An 18,947-nucleotide genomic window follows, 5' to 3' on the forward strand; every position below is an offset into this window, starting at 1 on the left:
AACCGGTTGTTTATAAACAGCAAAAAACCGCCTTATGCGGCTTCGTCCTTCTTGGCGTAAGCCGAGAACACGCGAGCAAGCTGGCTTGCCGGTGCCTGAACAACGCCTGCGATGCGGGTAGCCGGAGTCTGGATCATGCCCAGCAGCTTCGCACGCAGTTCGTCCAACGAAGGCAGGGTCGCGAGCGACTTGACTGCTTCCGCGTTGAGCGTCGTTGTCCCCATGGCGCCGCCCAAAACAACGATCTTATCGTTGGTCTTGGCGAAATCCACGACGACTTTCGGAGCGGTGATCGGGTCATTGCTGTATGCAATGAGCGTCTGACCGTTGAAGAGACCAGAGATCCCTTCCGCTTCCGTACCCTGAAGGGCGATTTTGGCCAGGCGGTTCTTCGCGACTTTGACGGTACCGCCAGCTGCGCGCATCTTGGAACGGAAGTCGTTCATCTGCGCGACTGTAGCACCAGCATAGTGGGCCACGACAACCGAGCCCGAAGCCTTGAAGACTTCGTTCAGTTCCGTGACGAATTCGCGTTTTTCCGCTCTTTCCACTGCCTATCTCCAGTAGATGAGACCGTGACCGGCCCCATCGGGTTGCCTTTGCCTCCCGAGATCACGAATGATCCCAAGCGACGCTTGAGGATCCTGTCCCCTCGCGCTCCGCGCCAGAAAGGCTAAGAGGCACAAGGCATCCAAGGTTCGAACCAAATCGATGAAGCGGAGCTTCAAAAATTCGGGCCTTACCCGTCTCATGCAGGCCAAGTGATTAAGGGAAAACCACCTGCAATCTCGGACAGGATCCGGATTTCTCCGGAATATTCCGGCCCCTTGCGAGGCCGGAATTCTTGAGCCGGGCTGACGCCCGGCGAAACTTGATTAAGCGGCCGTGACCGAAGCGACTTCGATCTTGACGCCCGGGCCCATGGTCGAGGAGATCGCTACGCGCTTGACGTAGTTACCCTTGGCGCCAGCCGGCTTTGCCTTGATGACGGCGTCAGCGAAGGCCTTGATGTTTTCTTCAAGAGCCTTGGCGTCGAACGAAGCCTTGCCGATGCCGGCGTGGACGATACCAGCCTTCTCGACGCGGAACTCGACAGCGCCGCCCTTGGAAGCCTTGACGGCGCCAGCGACGTCCATGGTGACGGTGCCAACCTTGGGGTTCGGCATCATGCCACGCGGGCCGAGAACCTTACCGAGGCGACCGACGAGCGGCATCATGTCCGGGGTCGCGATGCAGCGATCGAAATCGATCTTGCCGCCCTGAACGATCTCGACGAGATCTTCAGCGCCGACAACGTCAGCACCAGCAGCCTTGGCTTCGTCAGCCTTGGCGCCACGTGCGAAGACGGCGACGCGAACGTCACGGCCCGTGCCGTTCGGCAGGTTGACAACGCCGCGAACCATCTGGTCGGCGTGACGCGGGTCAACACCCAGGTTCATCGATACTTCGACGGTTTCGTCGAACTTGGCGACAGCCCGTTCCTTGACCATGCTGATCGCGAGGTCGAGAGCGTAGAGCTTCGTGGGATCAACACCTTCGTTGATCTTCTTGGTGCGCTTGCCTGCCATGGTCTTATCCTACCACTTCCAGGCCCATGGCGCGGGCAGAGCCCTCAATCATCGCCATTGCACCTTCGATATCAGCTGCGTTCAGGTCCTTCATCTTGGCTTCGGCGATCGTCTTGATCTGAGCCTTGGTGAGCTTGCCTGCGGTGGCGCCCTTGCCGGGCGTCTTGGAACCGGACGTGATCTTCGCTTCCTTCTTCAGCCAGTAGCTGACCGGAGGCTGCTTCATGATGAAGGTGAAGGACTTGTCCTGGTAGTAGGTGATGACGACCGGGATCGGCATACCCTTTTCCATTTCCTGCGTAGCGGCGTTGAACGCCTTGCAGAATTCCATGATGTTAATGCCACGCTGACCAAGCGCCGGGCCGATTGGCGGGGACGGGTTAGCCGATCCTGCCTTGACCTGAAGCTTGAGCTGGCCTGCAACTTTCTTAGCCATAACTCTCTGCCTTTCACTGACGGCCGGTTGCCCGGCCAATAATGCCGGACTTCTCCGGCGGCTGCGGTTGCGTGGTTCGGATTTTGGGACCCGGCTAAGGCGCCCTCACCTTCCACGCGCTTTGCGGCCTTCGCCGCGAGGACATAAGCCGTTGCCGGCCTACATCCGAGCTCAGACCTTCTCGACCTGAGCGTATTCCAGTTCGACCGGCGTCGCGCGGCCGAAGATCGACACTTCCACCTTCAGGCGCGAACGCTCCTCGTCCACATCCTGAACCGTGCCGTTGAACGATGCGAACGGACCGTCGGAAACGCGGACCTGCTCGCCGATCTCGAAGCTGACCGAAGACTTCGGACGCTCGACACCCTCCTGAACCTGGCCGAGAATACGCTCGGCTTCGGAATCAGGGATCGGAACGGGCCGATTGTCGGACCCTAGGAAGCCGGTCACCTTCGGCGTGTTCTTGATCAGGTGGTAGGCTTCGTCGGTCAGGTTGGCGCGAACCATCACATAACCGGGGAAGAACTTGCGCTCGCTGTCGACCTTGCGGCCGCGACGCACCTCAACCACCTTTTCAGTCGGGACGAGAATCTTCTCGAAGAGATGCTCAAGACCTTTCTGACGGGCCTTGTTCTCGATGTCTTCCGCGACCTTCTTCTCGAAATTCGAATACGCGTGGACGATATACCAACGTGCCGCCATCTTATATCTCCAACCGATCAGTTGCCGAAACTGAGCACGAAGCCCAGCAACCAGCCGATCAACTGGTCCGCGGCGAAAAAGAACAGCGCGGCAAAGACAACCATCACAAGCACCATGATCGTCGAGATCATCGTCTCACGGCGCGACGGCCAAGTAACTTTCAACGTTTCCGCGCGAACCTGCCGGATAAACGTAAGCGGATTTGTTTTGGATGCCATCGACTGCCCACGCAATTACGGCGCGTAAAGCTGATCATATCAGCCCCACGCACCGCGTGTCTGTTGAACCCCTACATAAACACCGATTCCCCATTAGACAAGAGGGGAACCAAAGTTTAACGAAATTAGCCATGTACGAGCCTCTTGCGAAATGCTGCAGGATATCCGCGCTGTTCGTTCAAGGAAATGGCAGGGGCAGAGGGGCTCGAACCCACGACCTGCGGTTTTGGAGACCGCCGCTCTACCAACTGAGCTATACCCCTTTACGCTTCTCAATCAGCCTGTTGGCGAAAGCCGTCAGGCGTTTTCGAGAAGCATGGCGCACCCTTTAAGACGCCGGAACGAGATTGGCAAGTGCGATTTTCACTTTTTCCCATTCCTGGCATCGGCGCCGAACGCGTTCACACTTTCACATACCGACGCCAGTCGTGCTCCTCGCGAAAGCCCAGCACTTCCCTGATCTTGCGGTTCGACAGAAGGCTTTCGAATTCGCCGATTTCACGGGTAAACCTGACGTTCGGATAGTAGCGCGCGGCGAGCTCGCGCGTGGGCGTGTTGGCCGAAACCGTATCGTTGGCGGCGTTGAACACCTGAAAGCCGAGACCGTCCTTTTCGATGCAGAGATGGCAAATCTGGCCGAGATCGCGCGCATCGATGTAGCTCCAGGCGATCCGCTTGCGCATTTCGGGATTGGCGAAGTAGGTCGGGAAGTTCTCGTATTCATGCGGCTCGATGACGTTGCCTATTCTCAACGCGTAGATGTCGGCGCCGGAGCGCTCGGCGAAAGCCCGTGCCGTCTTCTCGTTCAGCACCTTCGACAGGCCGTAGGAATCCATCGGATTGACGTCGTAGTCCTCATCCAGCGGAAACTGATGGAAATCACGGTGTCCCTCGGCGAAGCAGACGCCATAGGTGGTTTCGCTGGAGGCAACGACGATCTTGCGCACGCCGAGCTTAACCGCCGCCTCGATGACATTATAAGTGCCCATCGTGTTGATGCGGAAGGTTTCGTTGTCTGGCTTGATCAGAATGCGCGGGATGGCCGCGAAGTGCACGACGGCATCATAGGGGCGAACGCCCCTGCCCGCTTCCAGATCGGGGAAGTCGCGGTGCATGGAGAGCGCATTATAGACCTGGCCGCTATCGGTGATATCGACGATCAGGTTGGTGACGCCGGGGCTGTCGAGCGGCACGAGATCGATGTTGTGAACCTCGTATCCGGCATTGACCAGCCAAGGCACGGCATGACGCCCCGCCTTGCCGGACCCACCCGTAAACAGAATGCGCTTCTTCATGAAATATCCTCCTCCGTGGAGTTGGGATAGATAAGGTCTTTGAGAATGAGCGCAAGACAACAAAAGAAAAGGCCCCACCGTTTCCGGTAGGGCCTTCAGACCGCTGACAAACCCTCCTAGGGTTCGTCCCGAGTGTCAGATTCACGGAACGTCTCTAAATCAAAAAGAGAACGGATCGGAATCAAACAAGTTGTGCTGCGACCTTGAAAGGGTTTGTCAGCAGTCTGAAGGCCCCACCGTTTCCGGTAGGGCCTTCTTTATATCTGGGTAATCCTAGGGATTACTCGACGATCGAGGCAACGATGCCAGCGCCGACGGTACGACCGCCTTCGCGGATAGCGAAGCGCAGCTTTTCTTCCATCGCGATCGGAACGATCAGCTCAACGGCAACCGTGACGTTGTCGCCAGGCATAACCATTTCCGTGCCTTCCGGAAGCGAAACGATACCGGTCACATCCGTCGTGCGGAAGTAGAACTGCGGACGGTAGTTCGTGAAGAACGGCGTATGACGGCCGCCTTCTTCCTTCGTCAGGATGTAGGCTTCTGCCATGAACTTCTTGTGCGGCTTGACCGAACCCGGCTTGCACAGGATCTGACCACGCTCGACGCCGTCACGGTTAACACCGCGAACCAGTGCGCCGATGTTGTCGCCGGCCTGGCCCTGATCGAGCAGCTTGCGGAACATTTCAACGCCGGTAACCGTCGTCTTCGAGGTAGCGCGGATGCCGACGATTTCGACTTCTTCACCAACCTTGACGATGCCGCGCTCGACGCGACCGGTCACGACCGTACCACGGCCCGAGATCGAGAACACGTCTTCGATCGGCATCAGGAACGGCTGGTCGATCGGACGCTCAGGCGTCGGGATGTAGGCGTCGACAGCGGCCATCAGCTCGCGGATCGCGTCTTCACCGATCTTCTTGTCCGAGATCTTCGAGAGCGGCAAGAGCCGAACCCTTGACGACAGGAATGTCGTCGCCCGGGAAGTCGTAGGACGACAGAAGTTCGCGAACTTCCAGCTCGACGAGCTCGAGCAGCTCGGCGTCGTCAACCTGGTCGACCTTGTTGAGGAACACGACGATCGCCGGAACGCCAACCTGACGAGCGAGCAGGATGTGCTCGCGGGTCTGCGGCATCGGGCCGTCGGCAGCCGAGCAAACCAGGATCGCGCCGTCCATCTGCGCGGCACCGGTGATCATGTTCTTGACGTAGTCGGCGTGGCCGGGGCAATCAACGTGGGCATAGTGACGGTTGGCCGTCTCATACTCGACGTGTGCCGTCGAGATGGTGATGCCGCGTGCCTTTTCTTCCGGAGCAGCGTCGATCTGGTCGTACGCCTTGAACTCGCCGAAATACTTCGTGATCGCTGCCGTCAGAGACGTCTTGCCGTGGTCAACGTGGCCGATCGTGCCGATGTTAACGTGCGGCTTGTTGCGCTCAAACTTACTCTTTGCCATTTGAATGCTTCCTGTGAACGAAATGGATGACCCCGGCGAACCGGTTTAGTGCCGCCGTTTAAGGCTTTCGGCGGAATTGCGCAAGACTTAATTGCGGACGCTATTCCGCACTGGCGCCGCATATGGGAACGAAGCATTCGATCGGCAATATATAAGTGTGTCGGCACCTGCGCGATTTCACCATGAACCGCCACAAGCGATTGATGCTGTGATATTACTTGCCTTGCCGGAGCCACGCCGGCGATCGCCCGGGGAGTACGGCATGGAACCGAAGGATATCGCGAAACGATCGGCCGGCAATTTTCTGATCTTTGCCGGCTGCGCATTCATATTGTGGATACTGGCGGCCGCGGTCGACCGGATCGCCCAGATCGTGCGGCTCTCGACGCCCGAGCGGCTGCCGGCGCTGGCCGCCTCCATCGTCAGCTCGTCGACGCTGCAGGCGATCGTCGCCATATGGCTGCTGACGGCGGCCGTCGCCATCGCGTTTCCAAGGGTTCTCAGGCCGCTGTCGACCACGACGACGCTGATGTTCGATGTCGGCTACGGCATACTCGGCGCGCTCACCGGCTTCGGCATCGCGATCGGGCTTTTCGGCGGCGGGTGGTCGATCCTGTTGCGCGCGCTCATTTACAGCGCCGTGATCGCCGTCGGCTATGTCGCCGTGCGCAAATGGTTGTCGCGGGACGAATTCACGATGGATGGGCGCACACGCTGGATGGCGGCCGGCATCATCGCGCTCGCCTCCCCCTTCGTCTTGCTCTGGGGCTGAGATCAGTCGCAGTGCGTCAGCGCGATACGGAAACGCAAACAGGCGCTTGCGCGTTGTGGATAATGTCAGACTTCGACTTGGAAAGTGGAGCGGGTAGCGGGAATCGAACCCGCGTATTCAGCTTGGAAGGCTGCTGCTCTACCATTGAGCTATACCCGCGGGGTTTGGTCCGATCCGAGGACGAATGGTGGAGAGAGTTGGATTTGAACCAACGTAGGTGAAACCAACGGATTTACAGTCCGTCCCCTTTAACCACTCGGGCATCTCTCCAGTTTTTCGTCCGGATCGTTAGACCAAGTCTGCTAGACTTTCGAAGCGTTGCCGCCCCTCGGTCTGCGCCGCGTATATGACGGGCCGAGCTGCCTATGTCAACACGATGACGATGGAAAATATGTGAAAAATGTCATCGGCGGCGGAAAGGCCCTGTGCACAAAGAAATCCTATGCGGAAAGAAACACCACCGCTATAAAGCGGCATGAGCAAAGACAACAAAACCGGGGGCACGCCCTCCGACGAGAAATCCGCCAAGGATACGCACTACGCCAATCTGCGTCGTGCGCATCGCGACAACAAGCGCGAACGCGGCGAAATTCCAACTCCCGGCTTCCAGAAACGGAAGCGTGGCGGCGACGACTGGAAGCCGCCGACGCTGGCGCCCGACCAGGTCCATCTCTATGGCCTGCACACGGTGCGCGCGGCGCTCGAAAACAGAGAGCGCAAGAAGATAAAGCTGTCGGTGACGCCGAACGCGCTGGCGCGTCTGGAGGTCGATGTCGAGACACTCGGCATCCCGGTCGAGATGGTTTCGCCGCAGGATCTCGACAAGATGCTTGGCCCCGACGCCATCCATCAGGGCGTGATGCTGGAAACGCGCCCCCTGCCCGTCCGCCGCCTCGAAGCGCTGAAGGACAGCCCGCTGATCCTGGTGCTCGACCAGGTGACCGATCCGCACAATGTCGGCGCCATCATGCGTTCGGCCGTCGCCTTCAATGCCGGCGCGCTGATCACCACGCAGCGCCACAGCCCGACCGAGATCGGGCGTGCTCGCCAAATCCGCCTCCGGCGCGCTGGAACTCATCCCTTATATCCAGATCACCAATCTCGCCGATGCGCTCGGCGAACTGCACAAGCTCGGCTTCGTCACTATCGGACTTGATTCGGAAGGCCCGGCACCTCTTGAAGGTACCTTCTCCGGCGACAAGGTCGCGCTCGTGCTTGGCGCCGAGGGCAAGGGGCTGCGCCAGAAGACGCGCGAGACCGTGAATGCACTGGCGCGGCTCGATATGCCGGGTGAGATCAAGTCGCTCAACGTGTCGAACGCGGCCGCTATCGCGCTCTATGCGGCGCGTATTCATTTGAAAGGCTGACAGGCTCATCACCGCGCCTCCGGATGCCGATGCCGCCGGCTGATCGTCAACTGCCTCGGTTTTGACGTCAGCGGCGGTTATTGTCCCGCAATGCTCCGACCAACAAGGAGAAGCAGCAGACATGGCAGTTCGTCCCCTCGTCATCGGCATTCTCTTCATCGGGATCCTCGTCGCCATCATTCTCAGCATCACCTGGATCGACAAGACCCAACCCATGCGTCAACCCGATCCGCTGGCACCCGCCGCGCCCGGCGCCAACCCCACGACACCCGTGCCGCCGCCAGCGCAACAGCCCTAAGCGCCCTTCAGGAACCGAATTGCCGGCTCCGCGTTTCTTCCTCGTTCAAAAGGAGAAATCGCGTGCGAATAATGATGGCTGTCATCGCTCTCATGGTTGTTTCGGTTCTCAGCATCGTTGCCCTGCCCTCGTCCGGCGGCGGGATGGGCGAGAATGGCGACAGCCTGCAATCGAGCGTTCGCCAGACCACGCCAAACTAGCGCGGCGGTCGGGCGCGGCGATATCGTCGGGCCTGTTGAAATCAACGAGCGAAATCAATCGGCGACCGATTTTTTCTTTACAGAACACTAGAATCTGCTAATTGGCGGGCGTTGCCCTTGTAGCTCAGTTGGTAGAGCACCTGATTTGTAATCAGGGGGTCGCGGGTTCGAACCCTGCCGGGGGCACCACTTCCTCTCAATATATCCTAATTGCATGGTCCCAATGTCCTAATTGCATGGTCCCAGCGAACAGCTGCGGCCTTAGAATGCCTTGTCGTGCCAGCCCATTATCATTTAGCTAGGCGGACTTTATCAAAGGGCATTGCATGAGCGTATCCTTTCAGACCCTCAGTTTTCTCGCTTCCCCCGCCGCCGAGGCGCTTGCGGCGCGCGATGAGCTGATTCGCATTTACGGGGATGTGCCCGCCAGGGACGCCGATGTGATCGTGGCGCTGGGCGGCGACGGCTTCATGCTGCAGACGCTGCACAGCACGATGAACTCCGGCAGGCTCGTCTACGGGATGAACCGGGGCTCCGTCGGCTTTCTGATGAACGAGTACCGCACCGACGCGTTGCGGGAGCGGATCAACGCCGCCGTGGAGAACACGTTCCGCCCGCTCAGGATGACGACCACGAATGCCGACGGGACGAGCGACACCGCGCTCGCCATCAACGAGGTCTCGCTCTTTCGCCAATCCTACCAGGCCGCGAAGCTCAGGGTGGAGGTCGATGGCGTCGTGCGCCTTGAGGAACTGACCTGCGACGGGCTGATGGTGGCGACGCCGGCCGGTTCGACGGCTTACAATCTTTCGGCGCATGGGCCGATCCTGCCCCTGGATGCGCCGCTGCTCGCCATGACGCCGGTGAGCGCATTCCGCCCCCGCCGCTGGCGCGGCGCCCTGCTGCCGAACAAGGTGGCGGTGGACATTCACATCCTCAGAATCGGAGAAGCGGCCAGTGAACGCCGTTGCCGACAACTCCGAGGTCAAGTCGGTGCTGCATGTACGCATCGCTCAGTCGGAGCATATGACGGCACGCATTCTATCCGATCCCGACCGCTCCTGGTCCGACCGTATTCTGTCCGAGCAATTCGAGGATTGAGGCGATGACGCGTCTTGGACTGACGGCCTGCGCCCTGCTGATCGCAGCGCTTCCTGTTGTCGCGCGAGCAGCGGATACGATGGATGACCCCGTGCTGCCTGCCAACATCACATTCGCCACGAGTACGGGCTACTGGGCCGACGACGGCAACGCGCCGGCCGTCACGCGTCCGCCGATCGCGGCCACGGCGAACGCGCCGGCAGCGGCGACAGCCACTCCCACCGCGCCAAGCCAACCCCGCCGCGGCTACTACAAGCTGTTTGCGGTTCGCCAGGCCGATCGCACCGCCAAGGTCTATCTGCAGCAGATCGCGCAAACCGATGCCGGGCCGCAGATCGTCTCGACGGTCGAAGTTCAGGAACTGAACGATCTCAACCCCTATGTGACGGACATTCGCCCCGAGAATTCGAGCGGACGGCTGAACGAACCGGGGATGTTCGCCATGGTCTATCTGAAGACGGATCCCGATGCAGATGTCGAAAGCTGGACCGTCATCATCGACGAGTTCGGCGAAATCGGCGTCGAAAAGTCGGGACACTAACCCAAAACAGAAAAGGCCCCGCGTGGGGCCTTTTCGATATCATCTCGACAAAAACCTGTCAGTCGACATCGTCGACCATGGCATCCGGCTTGCCGCTGATGCGGTGCGCCAGCGCTGCTTCCATGAACTCGTCGAGTTCGCCATCCAGCACGTCGTCGGGCGCGGTGCTGGTGACGCCGGTGCGCAGGTCCTTGACCATCTGGTAGGGCTGCAGGACGTAGGAGCGGATCTGGTGGCCCCAGCCGATATCGGACTTGGAGGCCGCTTCGGCGTTGGCCGCGTCTTCGCGCTTCTTCAGTTCCGCTTCGTAGAGACGTGCGCGCAGCATGTCCCAGGCCTTGGCGCGGTTCTTGTGCTGCGAACGCTCCTGCTGGCACTGCACCACGATGCCCGAGGGCATGTGGGTGATGCGGACGGCGGAGTCGGTCGTGTTGACGTGCTGCCCACCGGCGCCCGAGGAGCGGTAGGTGTCGATGCGGCAGTCGCTTTCGTTGATGTCGATCTGGATCGAGTCGTCGACGACGGGGTAGACCCAGATGGACGAGAACGAGGTGTGGCGACGGGCGTTGCTGTCGTAAGGCGAGATACGGACCAGACGGTGAACGCCCGATTCGGTCTTCAGCCAGCCATAGGCATTGTGGCCCTTGACCAGCAGCGTCGCGGACTTGATGCCGGCTTCTTCGCCGTCGTGGACTTCGAGGAGTTCGACCTTGAACTTCGAGCGTTCGGCCCAGCGGGTGTACATGCGCAGCAGCATGTTGGCCCAGTCCTGGCTCTCGGTGCCGCCGGCGCCGGAGTGAACTTCGAGATAGGTGTCGTTGCCGTCGGCTTCGCCCGACAACATCGCCTCGACCTGCTGGCGGGCGGCCTCGACCTTCAGCGCCTTCAGCGCGTCCTCGGCCTCCTTGACGATGGCCTCGTCGCCCTCGTCCTCGCCCATCTCGATGAGCTCGATATTGTCTTTCATCTGCTGTTCGAAGCGGCGTACGCCGTTGATGCCGTCATCGAGCTGCTGGCGCTCGCGCATCAGCTTCTGTGCCTCGGTGGCATCGTTCCAGAGGTTCGGGTCCTCTGCCTTGTTGTTCAACCAGTCCAGTCGTCTTACCGCCTGGTCCCAGTCAAAGATGCCTCCTCAGCAGGGTGATAGCCTGCTTGGTTTCATCGACTACGTTCTGGATTTCCGCTCGCATTTTCCCGCTTCTTTGCGTTGTCTTCAAAAGTCGTCCGTCAAATAGTTGTGGCGGCCGCGGATGTAAAGAGCCGCGACCGCCACGCTATTTTTGGGTGGTGTCAGTATAGACCACCCGTATTGGATTGAATCGCCTGGTTGGCCTGCGGCGAGGTCTTCAAGATCTCCTCCGGCGCCATGGTGTTGTCCATGCCGATGACGGAGTAGCTGTCGGCAGGGCCGGTGCCGGGCTTGAAGGCTTCGATGATGGTGTTCGGATCGCCCTGCATCGCGGCCATCCCGGTCTTGCGATCGATCGGGATCAGGTTCATGCCCGGCGGAATGACGAATTTCGATACCGGCGTGTCCTTGACGGCCGCCTGCATGAATTCGTTGAAGACAGGCGCGGAGAGCGAGCTGCCGGTGCCGCCACGGCCAAGCGAGGACGGCGAATCGAAGCCGATGTAAAGACCGGCCACGAGATCAGGCGTGAAGCCCACGAACCAGGCGTCCTTTTCATCGTTGGTCGTGCCGGTCTTGCCGGCGACATCACGTTCGCCGAGCTGGATCTTGCCGGCGGCCGTGCCGCGCTGGATAACGCCCTGCATCATCGAGGTGATCTGGTAGGAGGTCATCGGGTCGAGAACGGTTTCGCGGTTGTCCACCACGTTCGGCTCTTCCTGGTTCTGCCAGTCGCCGGCGTTGCAGGCTTCGCAGACACGTTCCTCATGCTTGAAGATCGTCTTGCCATAACGGTCCTGGATGCGGTCGACCAGGGTCGGCTTGATCTGCTTGCCGCCGTTGGCGATGACCGAATAGGCCGACACCATGCGCATGACCGTCGTCTCGCCGGAGCCGAGCGACATCGACAGGACCGGCATCATCTTGTCGTAGATGCCGAAACGGTTGGCATATTCGGCGACGACGTTCATGCCAAGATCGTTGGCCAGACGCACCGTCATGCGGTTGCGCGACTTCTCGATGGCAAAGCGCAGCGTGTTGGCACCGCCGCCCTCGCCTTCGTAGTTGTCGGGCGCCCAGACCTGGCCGTTGCCGATCTGAATTTCCAGCGGATCGTCGCTGACGACCGAGGCCGGGGTATAGCCGTTGTCCAGGGCGGCTGCGTAGACAAAGGGCTTGAAGGACGAGCCCGGCTGACGCATCGCCTGTGTCGCGCGGTTGAATTCCGACTGCGCATAGGAGAAGCCGCCGACCATGGCCAGGACACGACCGGTCTTCGGGTCCATGGCGACAAGACCGCCGGCGACCTTCGGCGGCTGGCGCAGACGATAGGATGTCGAATTGTCGGCGCCAAGGCGCTCGACATAGACCACGTCACCCGCCGACAGCACGCCCTGCGGCGACTTCGAGGTCTTGCCACCGGTTGCCGAGCGGTATGCCCACTGCATGTTCTTGGCTTCGATGACGGCGCGCTCACGATTGGGCAGGACCTTGCCCGTACCGTCCTTCAGCGGCTGCAGTCCGATGTCCACGCTGTCGTTGGCGACCGCCAGCACTACGGCCAGCTGCCATTCGGGAACGTCGGAAAGAGTCGGAACATCGGCAAGCGCCTTGCCCCAGTCCGACGTCGTGTCGATCTGCGTGATCGGGCCACTGAAGCCGCGGCGCTCGTCGTAATTGATCAGGCCATCCTGCAGCGCCTTGCGGGCGAAGAGCTGCAACTGCGGGTCGAACGAGGTACGGACCGAGAGGCCGCCCTCATAGAGCATCTTCTCGCCGTACTGGTCGATCAGCTGGCGGCGGACAGCTTCGGCAAAGTAGCCGGATGCGAAAAGCGACGGACCGCTGCTCCGGCCGGTGACGCCGAGCGGCTGCTTCTTGGCTTCATCGCCATCCGACTGGCTGACGTAGCCATTCTCGACCATGCGGTCGATGACCCAGTTGCGGCGCGTCACCGCGGCGTCCGGATGACGGAAGGGATGATAGTTCGCCGGGCCCTTCGGCAGCGAGGCCAGGTAGGCCGCGTCGGCGACGGTCAGTTCGTTGACCGACTTGTTGAAATAGGTGAGCGCGGCGCTGGCGATACCGTACGAATTCAAGCCGAAGAAGATTTCGTTCAGATAGAGTTCGAGGATCTTGTCCTTGCTGTAGGCCTGCTCGATACGGAAGGAGAGAATGGCCTCCTTCGCCTTGCGCTCCATGGTCTGTTCGCTCGACAGCAGGAAGTTCTTGGCGACCTGCTGCGTGATGGTCGAGCCGCCCTGCGTCGGACCGCCGGTCAGGTAGGCGACCACGGCGCGGCCGAAGCCGGTGACGTCGATACCCGGATGCTGGTAGAAATTCTTGTCTTCCGCCGACAGGAACGCGGCCTTGACGCGATCGGGAACGGCCTGGATCGGAATGAACAGGCGGCGCTCCTTGGCATACTCGGCCATCAGCGCGCCGTTGCCGGCATGCACGCGCGTCGTCACCGGCGGCTCGTAGCTGCTCAGCACCGCGTAGTCAGGAAGATCCTTCGTCACCGTCGCCAGGTAAACGGCAACGGCCGCCGCTCCGCCCAGGAACAGGACGCAAGCCGCTCCGAAGAAATATCCAAGAAGTCTGATCATATCTAAGCTACCGGTATCTCAATTATCGATCGGCGCGCGCATAACAATCGCATGAACCGCGGCACTTTGCACGCTGCGCGAATTACTCCATGCCGAATGCGGCCACAAGCCAATTCCGTTTCGCACACGGAAACATAGCCGTGAGTAATGGCCTGAATGTGAGGAAAGTAGGGCTTTTGCCTGCAATTCCACACGGATACATGTTTACCTGGGCAAGTGTCACATCTCGGCAACGACTCTATGTCAGCCGCCCTTGGCCACCATGGAGGCGCGGTATCTCTTCACCGCCTCCGTCAACAGATTGCCGATCTTGTCGCGCCAGGCCTGGTCGAGAAGCAGTTTCTCGTCCTCCGTGTTGGAGAGAAAGCCGAGTTCCAGCAGGACGGAGGGAACATCGGGCGCCTGCAGCACACGGAAGCCGGCATGCCGGTGCGGATTGTTGATCGTCGTAACCTGATCCTTGAAGGATGTCAGAACGCTTTCGGCCATCGAGATCGAAAACGCCTGCGTTTCTCGGCGCGTCAGGTCGAGCAGGATATCGGCCACTTCGGGCGGCTCGGCCGTGGCCGCGTTGCCGGCGATCTGATCCGAAAGGTTTTCGCGTTCGGCGAGGTCGGCGGCGAGTTTGTCGGACGCCTTGTCGGAGATGGTGTAAACGGTTGCGCCGCGAATATCCTTCTGCCGCAACGTATCGGCATGCATGGAGACGAAAAGTGCGGCGCGGTTCTGCCGCGCGATCTGCACGCGCTCGGACAGCGACAGGAACGAATCATCCTTGCGCGTCAGGAAAGCCTTGATACCGGGTACGCCGTTCAGCCGGTCGGCGAACGCCTTGGCGAACTCCAGCGTGACATCCTTTTCCTGCGTCTTTGTATCGACGCCGATCGCGCCGGTATCGATGCCGCCATGGCCGGCATCGACGGCGACGATGAAGTCCCCGGGTCCGGCGTTTTCGGGCGCCGGCATGGCACTGGCCGTTTGCGCGGCCTCGGGCTCGCCCCAGGATTGGGCTTTCACCAATTCGTTGAACGTCGCCTTGTCAGTCGCCTCGGCTTCCAGGACGAGACGCTGTCCCTTGCCGCCTTCATCCGCCTGGACCTTCGCCGTGCCGATACGCACCGGCTTCGTCGCCGTCAGAACGATGCGGGCGCTGTCGCCATCCATCGTGCCGTAGCGGATATCCTTGAACAGCCCCCTCGCCTCGAGATCCTTGGCGGGGAAACCGAAGGCCGTTTCCGGAAGATCGACCACGACCCGTTCCGGATTGGCGATGTAGTGAATGGAGAAGCTGGGGGGACGGTCGAAATCCATGACGACGCGCGTTCTCGCATCGTCGCCGACAATGCGCGCGCCATAAGCGAGCAGGCGTTCCTGACTTGCCGCGACCGCCACCGAATGACCGAGCGGCAGTGCGGCAACCGCCATCACCGTCGCAATCAACCAAGCCCTGAAGTTTTTCGTCCGCAAGCCGGATTTCACCGTTGCGCGCCGCGTCTCGCTATACAACCGACTGTCATGCCCCAATTGTCATCAATGTCGGATCCCGCGCTACATAAGATTGCGGCCTGGAACAATTGCCGCAGTCGCCGCGCCGGAATCACCTCGTCCACCGCTATTTTCTATGATGCTGCAAATCCATCAATATTATGGCACATTTGGCTTTTCCCTTGCTATTGTGACGGAGAAAACATACAAGCATTTTTAGGGTAGAAGCACTGACGGGATAGAGTCGCCGACAAGGCAGCCAACCGCAAAGGACCTGGCGCCACAACCGGCAATCGTCCGCCGTCTTACATGCTTACATCCGACAATGGATCCTGAATTTTCCGGAGTATGCGGAAACTTCATCGGTGGATTGCCACCAACCGCTCTTTAAAGAGAGAGCAAACTCATCGGGCCTGAATAAGGTCTTTGTTTTGTCGATCTCGCTTGGTCTTTTATGGTGTCGCAGCAGGTTTTATCTAAAGTCTACAGACCCCGGGAGAAGAGTTTCCCCGCTGCTGTCTGGCTGCTGCCTTCCACACCGCACCAATCGCGACTTTCACTATCCGGCGCTGCTATGACGGACCGCACTCCCCTTGTCTTATCGACTGTGGAGCCTGCCGACGTTCGACTGCGCCGAGGAGCTCAGCTTACATGGCAGACAAAATGCTTATCGACGCGTCTCACGAGGAAGAGACGCGCGTCGTTGTCGTTCGCGGAAACCGCATAGAAGAATTTGACTTCGAGTCTCAGCATAAGAAGCAAATTCGCGGCAACATCTACCTCGCAAAGGTAACGAGGGTCGAGCCCTCGCTGCAGGCCGCTTTCGTTGACTACGGCGGCAACCGGCATGGCTTCCTGGCCTTCGCCGAAATCCATCCCGACTACTACCAGATCCCGCTGGCCGACCGCCAGGCGCTGCTGCGCGCGGAGGCCGAAGAGCATCGCCATGACGACGACGTCGAGCATGTCGAGACCGCGCGAATCGATCCCGCCAACCAGGAGCAGCCCGACGTCGGCATCGTCGCCAAGCACGAGCCCGAGGCGGTAGCCGAGGAAGCAGCGACCGAAGTGGTCGTCGAGGCACCGGCAGCAGCCGAAGCAACCGAGGTTGTCGAAGCCGCTGAAGAGGCTCCCGCCAAGAAGGCCAAGCCGCGCCGCAGCCGCAAGAAGGCCGTACCCGCCGCCGAGGCCGAGGAAACGGCATCCGCCGAGGCTGCTGTCGCCGACAATGACGACGAAGGCTCCACCGGTGGCGAAATGGCAGCCATGGTCGAGACCGACACGATTTCCGAAGACGTCGGCGCTCGCCGCCGCGGTGACGATGAAGACGACGACGATCATGATCACGAAGAAGAAGTGATCGAGAATGTCGGCGCCGAAGACGCGATGGAAGAAGTTCCGGATCGCGTGCAGCGCAAGCCGCGCAAGCAGTACCGCATCCAGGAAGTCATCAAGCGCCGGCAGATCCTTTTGGTGCAGGTCGCCAAGGAAGAGCGCGGCAACAAGGGCGCTGCTCTCACCACCTATCTGTCGCTCGCGGGCCGCTACTCGGTTCTGATGCCGAACACGGCGCGCGGCGGTGGCATTTCTCGCAAGATCACCAATCCACAGGACCGCAAGCGCCTGAAGGAAATCGCACGGATGCTCGAAGTGCCGCAGGGCATGGGCGTCATCCTGCGCACGGCCGGCGCCAACCGCACCAAGGTCGAGGTCAAGCGCGACTTCGAATACCTGATGCGCCTGTGGGAAAACGTCCGCACACTGACGCTCGCTTCGACCGCACCTTGCCTCGTCTACGAGGAAGGTTCGCTGATCAAGCGTTCGATCCGCGACCTCTACAACAAGGATATCGGCGAGATCATCGTGTCCGGCGAGGAAGGCTATCGTGAAGCGAAAGACTTCATGAAGATGCTGATGCCGAGCCACGCCAAGGTGGTCCAGCCTTACCGCGACATTCACCCGATCTACTCGCGCTCCGGCATCGAAGCCCAGCTCGACCGCATGCTGCAGCCGCAGGTGACGCTGAAGTCGGGTGGCTACCTGATCATCAACCAGACCGAAGCGCTGGTTTCGATCGACGTCAACTCCGGCCGTTCGACCCGCGAGCATTCGATCGAAGACACCGCGTTGCAGACCAACCTGGAGGCCGCCGACGAAGTCGCTCGTCAGCTGCGCCTGCGCGACCTGGCCGGCCTTGTCGTCATCGACTTCATCGACATGGAAGAAAAGCGCAACAACCGCGCTGTCGAGAAGAAGCTGAAGGATTGCCTGAAGAACGATCGTGCCCGCATCCAGGTCGGTCGCATCTCGCATTTCGGCCTGCTCGAAATGTCGCGCCAGCGCATTCGTGCATCTGTTCTCGAATCGACGACCCAGGTCTGCTCGCATTGCGGCGGCACCGGTCACGTTCGCTCGCAGTCTTCCGTTGCGCTCCACGTGCTGCGTGGCGTCGAGGAATACCTGCTCAAGAACACCACGCACGACATCACCGTGCGCACCACACCTGACATCGCGCTCTACCTCTTGAACCACAAGCGCCAGACGATCGTCGACTACGAAGCCCGTTTCGGCGTCGCCATCATCATCGGTGCCGATGGCGCTGTCGGTGCACAGCATTTCGCGATCGATCGCGGCGAAGCCGTCGAAAATCCGGTCAAGATCGAAACGCTCTTCAACTTCGCCGCCATCCCCGAAGACGACGACGATGACGTCGTCATCGAGATCGACGAGGAAGAAGACGAAGAACTGGAAGAAAAGCAGGCGTCGGAACGCCCCGCTGCCGCTGCCCGTTCAGAGGGCGAAGGTGACGGACGCAAGCGCAAGCGTCGCCGTCGTCGTCGCGGCCGCAACGGCAATGGCGAGCAGCAGGCATCCGACGAGAACGGCGCCGAACAGGCTGGCGACGAAGACGGTGGTGACGAGGACGGCGACGACGCCGAAACCACGTCCGCTGCCGGCTCCGAAGAGCGCGCCGAAGGCGATGACGCACAGCGCCGCAAGCGCCGCCGTCGCGGCAAGCGCGGCGGTCGCCGCAACCGCGAGGAAGGTGCCGAAGGTGCTGAGGGCGACGATGTCGCCGAAGACGGTGACGTTGCCGCAAGCGCGGAAGCAGTTGAGATCACGGACGAAGCCGCGGTAGCAACAGCAGACAGCACGCCGGTAGACGTTGTCGTCGAAGCTGCCGCAGCGGAAGCTGTCGAAGCCTCATCGGCCATGGCTGCCGTCGAAGCCGGCGCCACGGTGACCGAGGATGTAAAGCCGAAGCGCGCTCGCCGCAGCCGCAAGGCGTCTCCGGTCGAAGAGCCCGTCGTGGAAGCAGACGTGGCGGTTGCCGCTGAAACCGCACCGGTTGCTGAAGCTGCCGCTGCCGCCGAGCCGGAAGTCGCCGAAGCGTCCGCCGATCTGGCAGCGCCCGCAGAGGAAGACGCCAAGCCCGCTCGCGCCAATCGCGGCGCGAACGTCGCCTCCTCCGAACCGACCGTCAAGTCGTCCAGCGCGGAAGCGACTGATGGCGACGGCAAGCCAAAGAAGGCCGGCTGGTGGCAGCGCCGCGGTTTTTTCTGAGACTGATTTTCGGACGTGACTGATCGAAATCCGGCTGCGGCGACGCAGCCGGATTTTTTCGTTCAGGAGTTATGTGTGGCTGGAGCCCGGATGCATCGGGTGCACCCGATAGCGAGGCAGGGATATCTTATGGTCTGTGCAAGCGGGCACGTCACACCGTCTTCGGATGCTTGCAGGCTCTGACACGCGGACCGCGATCGCCTAT

The 18,947-nt window shown here is 60.6% G+C and carries 14 protein-coding genes, 4 tRNA genes and 3 pseudogenes; 8 read left to right on the forward strand and 13 right to left on the reverse strand.

The annotated features are described in order from the left end of the window. Nucleotides 1-32: 32 nt before the first annotated feature. The 8 genes and pseudogenes from rplJ to tuf form a co-directional block, all read right to left on the reverse strand. Entirely contained in the window at nt 33-551 is a 519-nt protein-coding gene (gene rplJ, locus P3R82_RS18400; protein ID WP_018902689.1) for a 50S ribosomal protein L10, read from the reverse strand. A 324-nt stretch (nt 552-875) separates the two neighbouring features. Beyond that, on the reverse strand, nt 876-1,568 hold the full coding sequence (gene rplA / locus P3R82_RS18405) for a 50S ribosomal protein L1 (protein WP_018902690.1): 693 nt from the start codon (nt 1,566-1,568) through the stop codon (nt 876-878). Nucleotides 1,569-1,572: 4 nt separating this feature from the next. Then, nucleotides 1,573-2,004 carry a 50S ribosomal protein L11 gene (gene rplK, locus P3R82_RS18410; RefSeq protein ID WP_183899633.1) on the reverse strand — a complete coding sequence of 144 codons (432 nt, stop codon included), beginning with the start codon at nt 2,002-2,004 and terminating at the stop codon, nt 1,573-1,575. 171 nt (nt 2,005-2,175) lie between these two features. Next, nucleotides 2,176-2,706 carry a transcription termination/antitermination protein NusG gene (gene nusG, locus P3R82_RS18415; protein ID WP_112945135.1) on the reverse strand — a complete coding sequence of 177 codons (531 nt, stop codon included), beginning with the start codon at nt 2,704-2,706 and terminating at the stop codon, nt 2,176-2,178. 17 nt (nt 2,707-2,723) lie between these two features. Beyond that, the gene (secE, locus tag P3R82_RS18420) at nt 2,724-2,924 is read right to left on the reverse strand and encodes a preprotein translocase subunit SecE (protein WP_183899632.1); all 201 of its coding nucleotides are present in this window, start codon (nt 2,922-2,924) and stop codon (nt 2,724-2,726) included. Between the two features lie 187 nt (nt 2,925-3,111). Then, nucleotides 3,112-3,187, reverse strand: a tRNA-Trp gene (locus P3R82_RS18425). Nucleotides 3,188-3,325: 138 nt separating this feature from the next. Further along, entirely contained in the window at nt 3,326-4,219 is an 894-nt protein-coding gene (locus P3R82_RS18430; RefSeq protein ID WP_283194830.1) for an NAD(P)-dependent oxidoreductase, read from the reverse strand. Nucleotides 4,220-4,499: 280 nt separating this feature from the next. Beyond that, nucleotides 4,500-5,676 (reverse strand): annotated as a pseudogene (gene tuf, locus P3R82_RS18435) (elongation factor Tu). 262 nt (nt 5,677-5,938) lie between these two features. Here tuf and P3R82_RS18440 point away from each other — a divergent pair. After that, the gene (locus P3R82_RS18440; protein ID WP_283194831.1) at nt 5,939-6,448 is read left to right on the forward strand and encodes a hypothetical protein; all 510 of its coding nucleotides are present in this window, start codon (nt 5,939-5,941) and stop codon (nt 6,446-6,448) included. A gap of 85 nt (nt 6,449-6,533) precedes the next feature. Here P3R82_RS18440 and P3R82_RS18445 read toward each other — a convergent pair. Continuing rightward, nucleotides 6,534-6,607 (reverse strand) — tRNA-Gly (locus P3R82_RS18445). Between the two features lie 26 nt (nt 6,608-6,633). Next, nucleotides 6,634-6,718, reverse strand: a tRNA-Tyr gene (locus P3R82_RS18450). 205 nt (nt 6,719-6,923) lie between these two features. Here P3R82_RS18450 and rlmB point away from each other — a divergent pair. From rlmB to P3R82_RS18480, 6 genes and pseudogenes are all read left to right on the forward strand, one after another. After that, a pseudogene (rlmB, locus tag P3R82_RS18455) lies at nt 6,924-7,815 on the forward strand (23S rRNA (guanosine(2251)-2'-O)-methyltransferase RlmB). Between the two features lie 121 nt (nt 7,816-7,936). Next, nucleotides 7,937-8,113, forward strand: coding sequence for a hypothetical protein (locus P3R82_RS18460; protein WP_183899624.1), 177 nt, complete (start codon nt 7,937-7,939; stop codon nt 8,111-8,113). Nucleotides 8,114-8,175: 62 nt separating this feature from the next. Further along, nucleotides 8,176-8,313: a hypothetical protein gene (locus tag P3R82_RS18465; RefSeq protein ID WP_283196445.1), complete on the forward strand. Its 138-nt coding sequence runs from the start codon at nt 8,176-8,178 to the stop codon at nt 8,311-8,313. 113 nt (nt 8,314-8,426) lie between these two features. After that, nucleotides 8,427-8,502, forward strand: a tRNA-Thr gene (locus P3R82_RS18470). Between the two features lie 137 nt (nt 8,503-8,639). After that, nucleotides 8,640-9,414, forward strand: a pseudogene (locus P3R82_RS18475) (NAD kinase). Nucleotides 9,415-9,418: 4 nt separating this feature from the next. Beyond that, nucleotides 9,419-9,955 carry a hypothetical protein gene (locus P3R82_RS18480; protein ID WP_283194832.1) on the forward strand — a complete coding sequence of 179 codons (537 nt, stop codon included), beginning with the start codon at nt 9,419-9,421 and terminating at the stop codon, nt 9,953-9,955. A 58-nt stretch (nt 9,956-10,013) separates the two neighbouring features. On the opposite strand, the gene prfB is transcribed toward P3R82_RS18480, so the two are convergent. The 3 genes from prfB to P3R82_RS18495 all read right to left on the reverse strand — a co-directional run bounded on the left by prfB (nt 10,014) and on the right by P3R82_RS18495 (nt 15,118). Beyond that, nucleotides 10,014-11,145 (reverse strand): peptide chain release factor 2 gene (gene prfB, locus P3R82_RS18485; protein WP_183899621.1). Its coding sequence is split into 2 segments (ribosomal slippage): nt 10,014-11,075 and nt 11,077-11,145, totalling 1,131 coding nucleotides; the frame shifts between segments, so codons are not numbered across the junction. Nucleotides 11,146-11,245: 100 nt separating this feature from the next. Beyond that, on the reverse strand, nt 11,246-13,693 hold the full coding sequence (locus P3R82_RS18490) for a penicillin-binding protein 1A (protein WP_283194833.1): 2,448 nt from the start codon (nt 13,691-13,693) through the stop codon (nt 11,246-11,248). A gap of 243 nt (nt 13,694-13,936) precedes the next feature. Continuing rightward, a complete protein-coding gene (locus P3R82_RS18495) occupies nt 13,937-15,118 on the reverse strand; it encodes an N-acetylmuramoyl-L-alanine amidase (protein WP_283194834.1) in 1,182 nt (393 codons plus the stop codon). Between the two features lie 711 nt (nt 15,119-15,829). Here P3R82_RS18495 and P3R82_RS18500 point away from each other — a divergent pair. After that, nucleotides 15,830-18,742 carry a ribonuclease E/G gene (locus tag P3R82_RS18500; protein WP_283194835.1) on the forward strand — a complete coding sequence of 971 codons (2,913 nt, stop codon included), beginning with the start codon at nt 15,830-15,832 and terminating at the stop codon, nt 18,740-18,742. The last annotated feature ends 205 nt before the right edge of the window (nt 18,743-18,947 follow it).

The sequence above is a fragment of the Rhizobium sp. AN80A genome, assembly GCF_030053015.1.
GTDB classification, from domain to species: domain Bacteria; phylum Pseudomonadota; class Alphaproteobacteria; order Rhizobiales; family Rhizobiaceae; genus Rhizobium; species Rhizobium metallidurans.

Coding starts and splice junctions, on each gene's coding strand:
- rplA (WP_018902690.1), bottom strand. CDS start 1,568: ATGGCAGGCAAGCGCACCAAGAAGATCAACGAAGGTGTTGATCCCACG.
- rplK (WP_183899633.1), bottom strand. CDS start 2,004: ATGGCTAAGAAAGTTGCAGGCCAGCTCAAGCTTCAGGTCAAGGCAGGA.
- nusG (WP_112945135.1), bottom strand. CDS start 2,706: ATGGCGGCACGTTGGTATATCGTCCACGCGTATTCGAATTTCGAGAAG.
- secE (WP_183899632.1), bottom strand. CDS start 2,924: ATGGCATCCAAAACAAATCCGCTTACGTTTATCCGGCAGGTTCGCGCG.
- P3R82_RS18430 (WP_283194830.1), bottom strand. CDS start 4,219: ATGAAGAAGCGCATTCTGTTTACGGGTGGGTCCGGCAAGGCGGGGCGT.
- P3R82_RS18440 (WP_283194831.1), top strand. CDS start 5,939: ATGGAACCGAAGGATATCGCGAAACGATCGGCCGGCAATTTTCTGATC.
- P3R82_RS18460 (WP_183899624.1), top strand. CDS start 7,937: ATGGCAGTTCGTCCCCTCGTCATCGGCATTCTCTTCATCGGGATCCTC.
- P3R82_RS18480 (WP_283194832.1), top strand. CDS start 9,419: ATGACGCGTCTTGGACTGACGGCCTGCGCCCTGCTGATCGCAGCGCTT.
- P3R82_RS18490 (WP_283194833.1), bottom strand. CDS start 13,693: ATGATCAGACTTCTTGGATATTTCTTCGGAGCGGCTTGCGTCCTGTTC.
- P3R82_RS18495 (WP_283194834.1), bottom strand. CDS start 15,118: ATGGCGGTTGCCGCACTGCCGCTCGGTCATTCGGTGGCGGTCGCGGCA.
- P3R82_RS18500 (WP_283194835.1), top strand. CDS start 15,830: ATGGCAGACAAAATGCTTATCGACGCGTCTCACGAGGAAGAGACGCGC.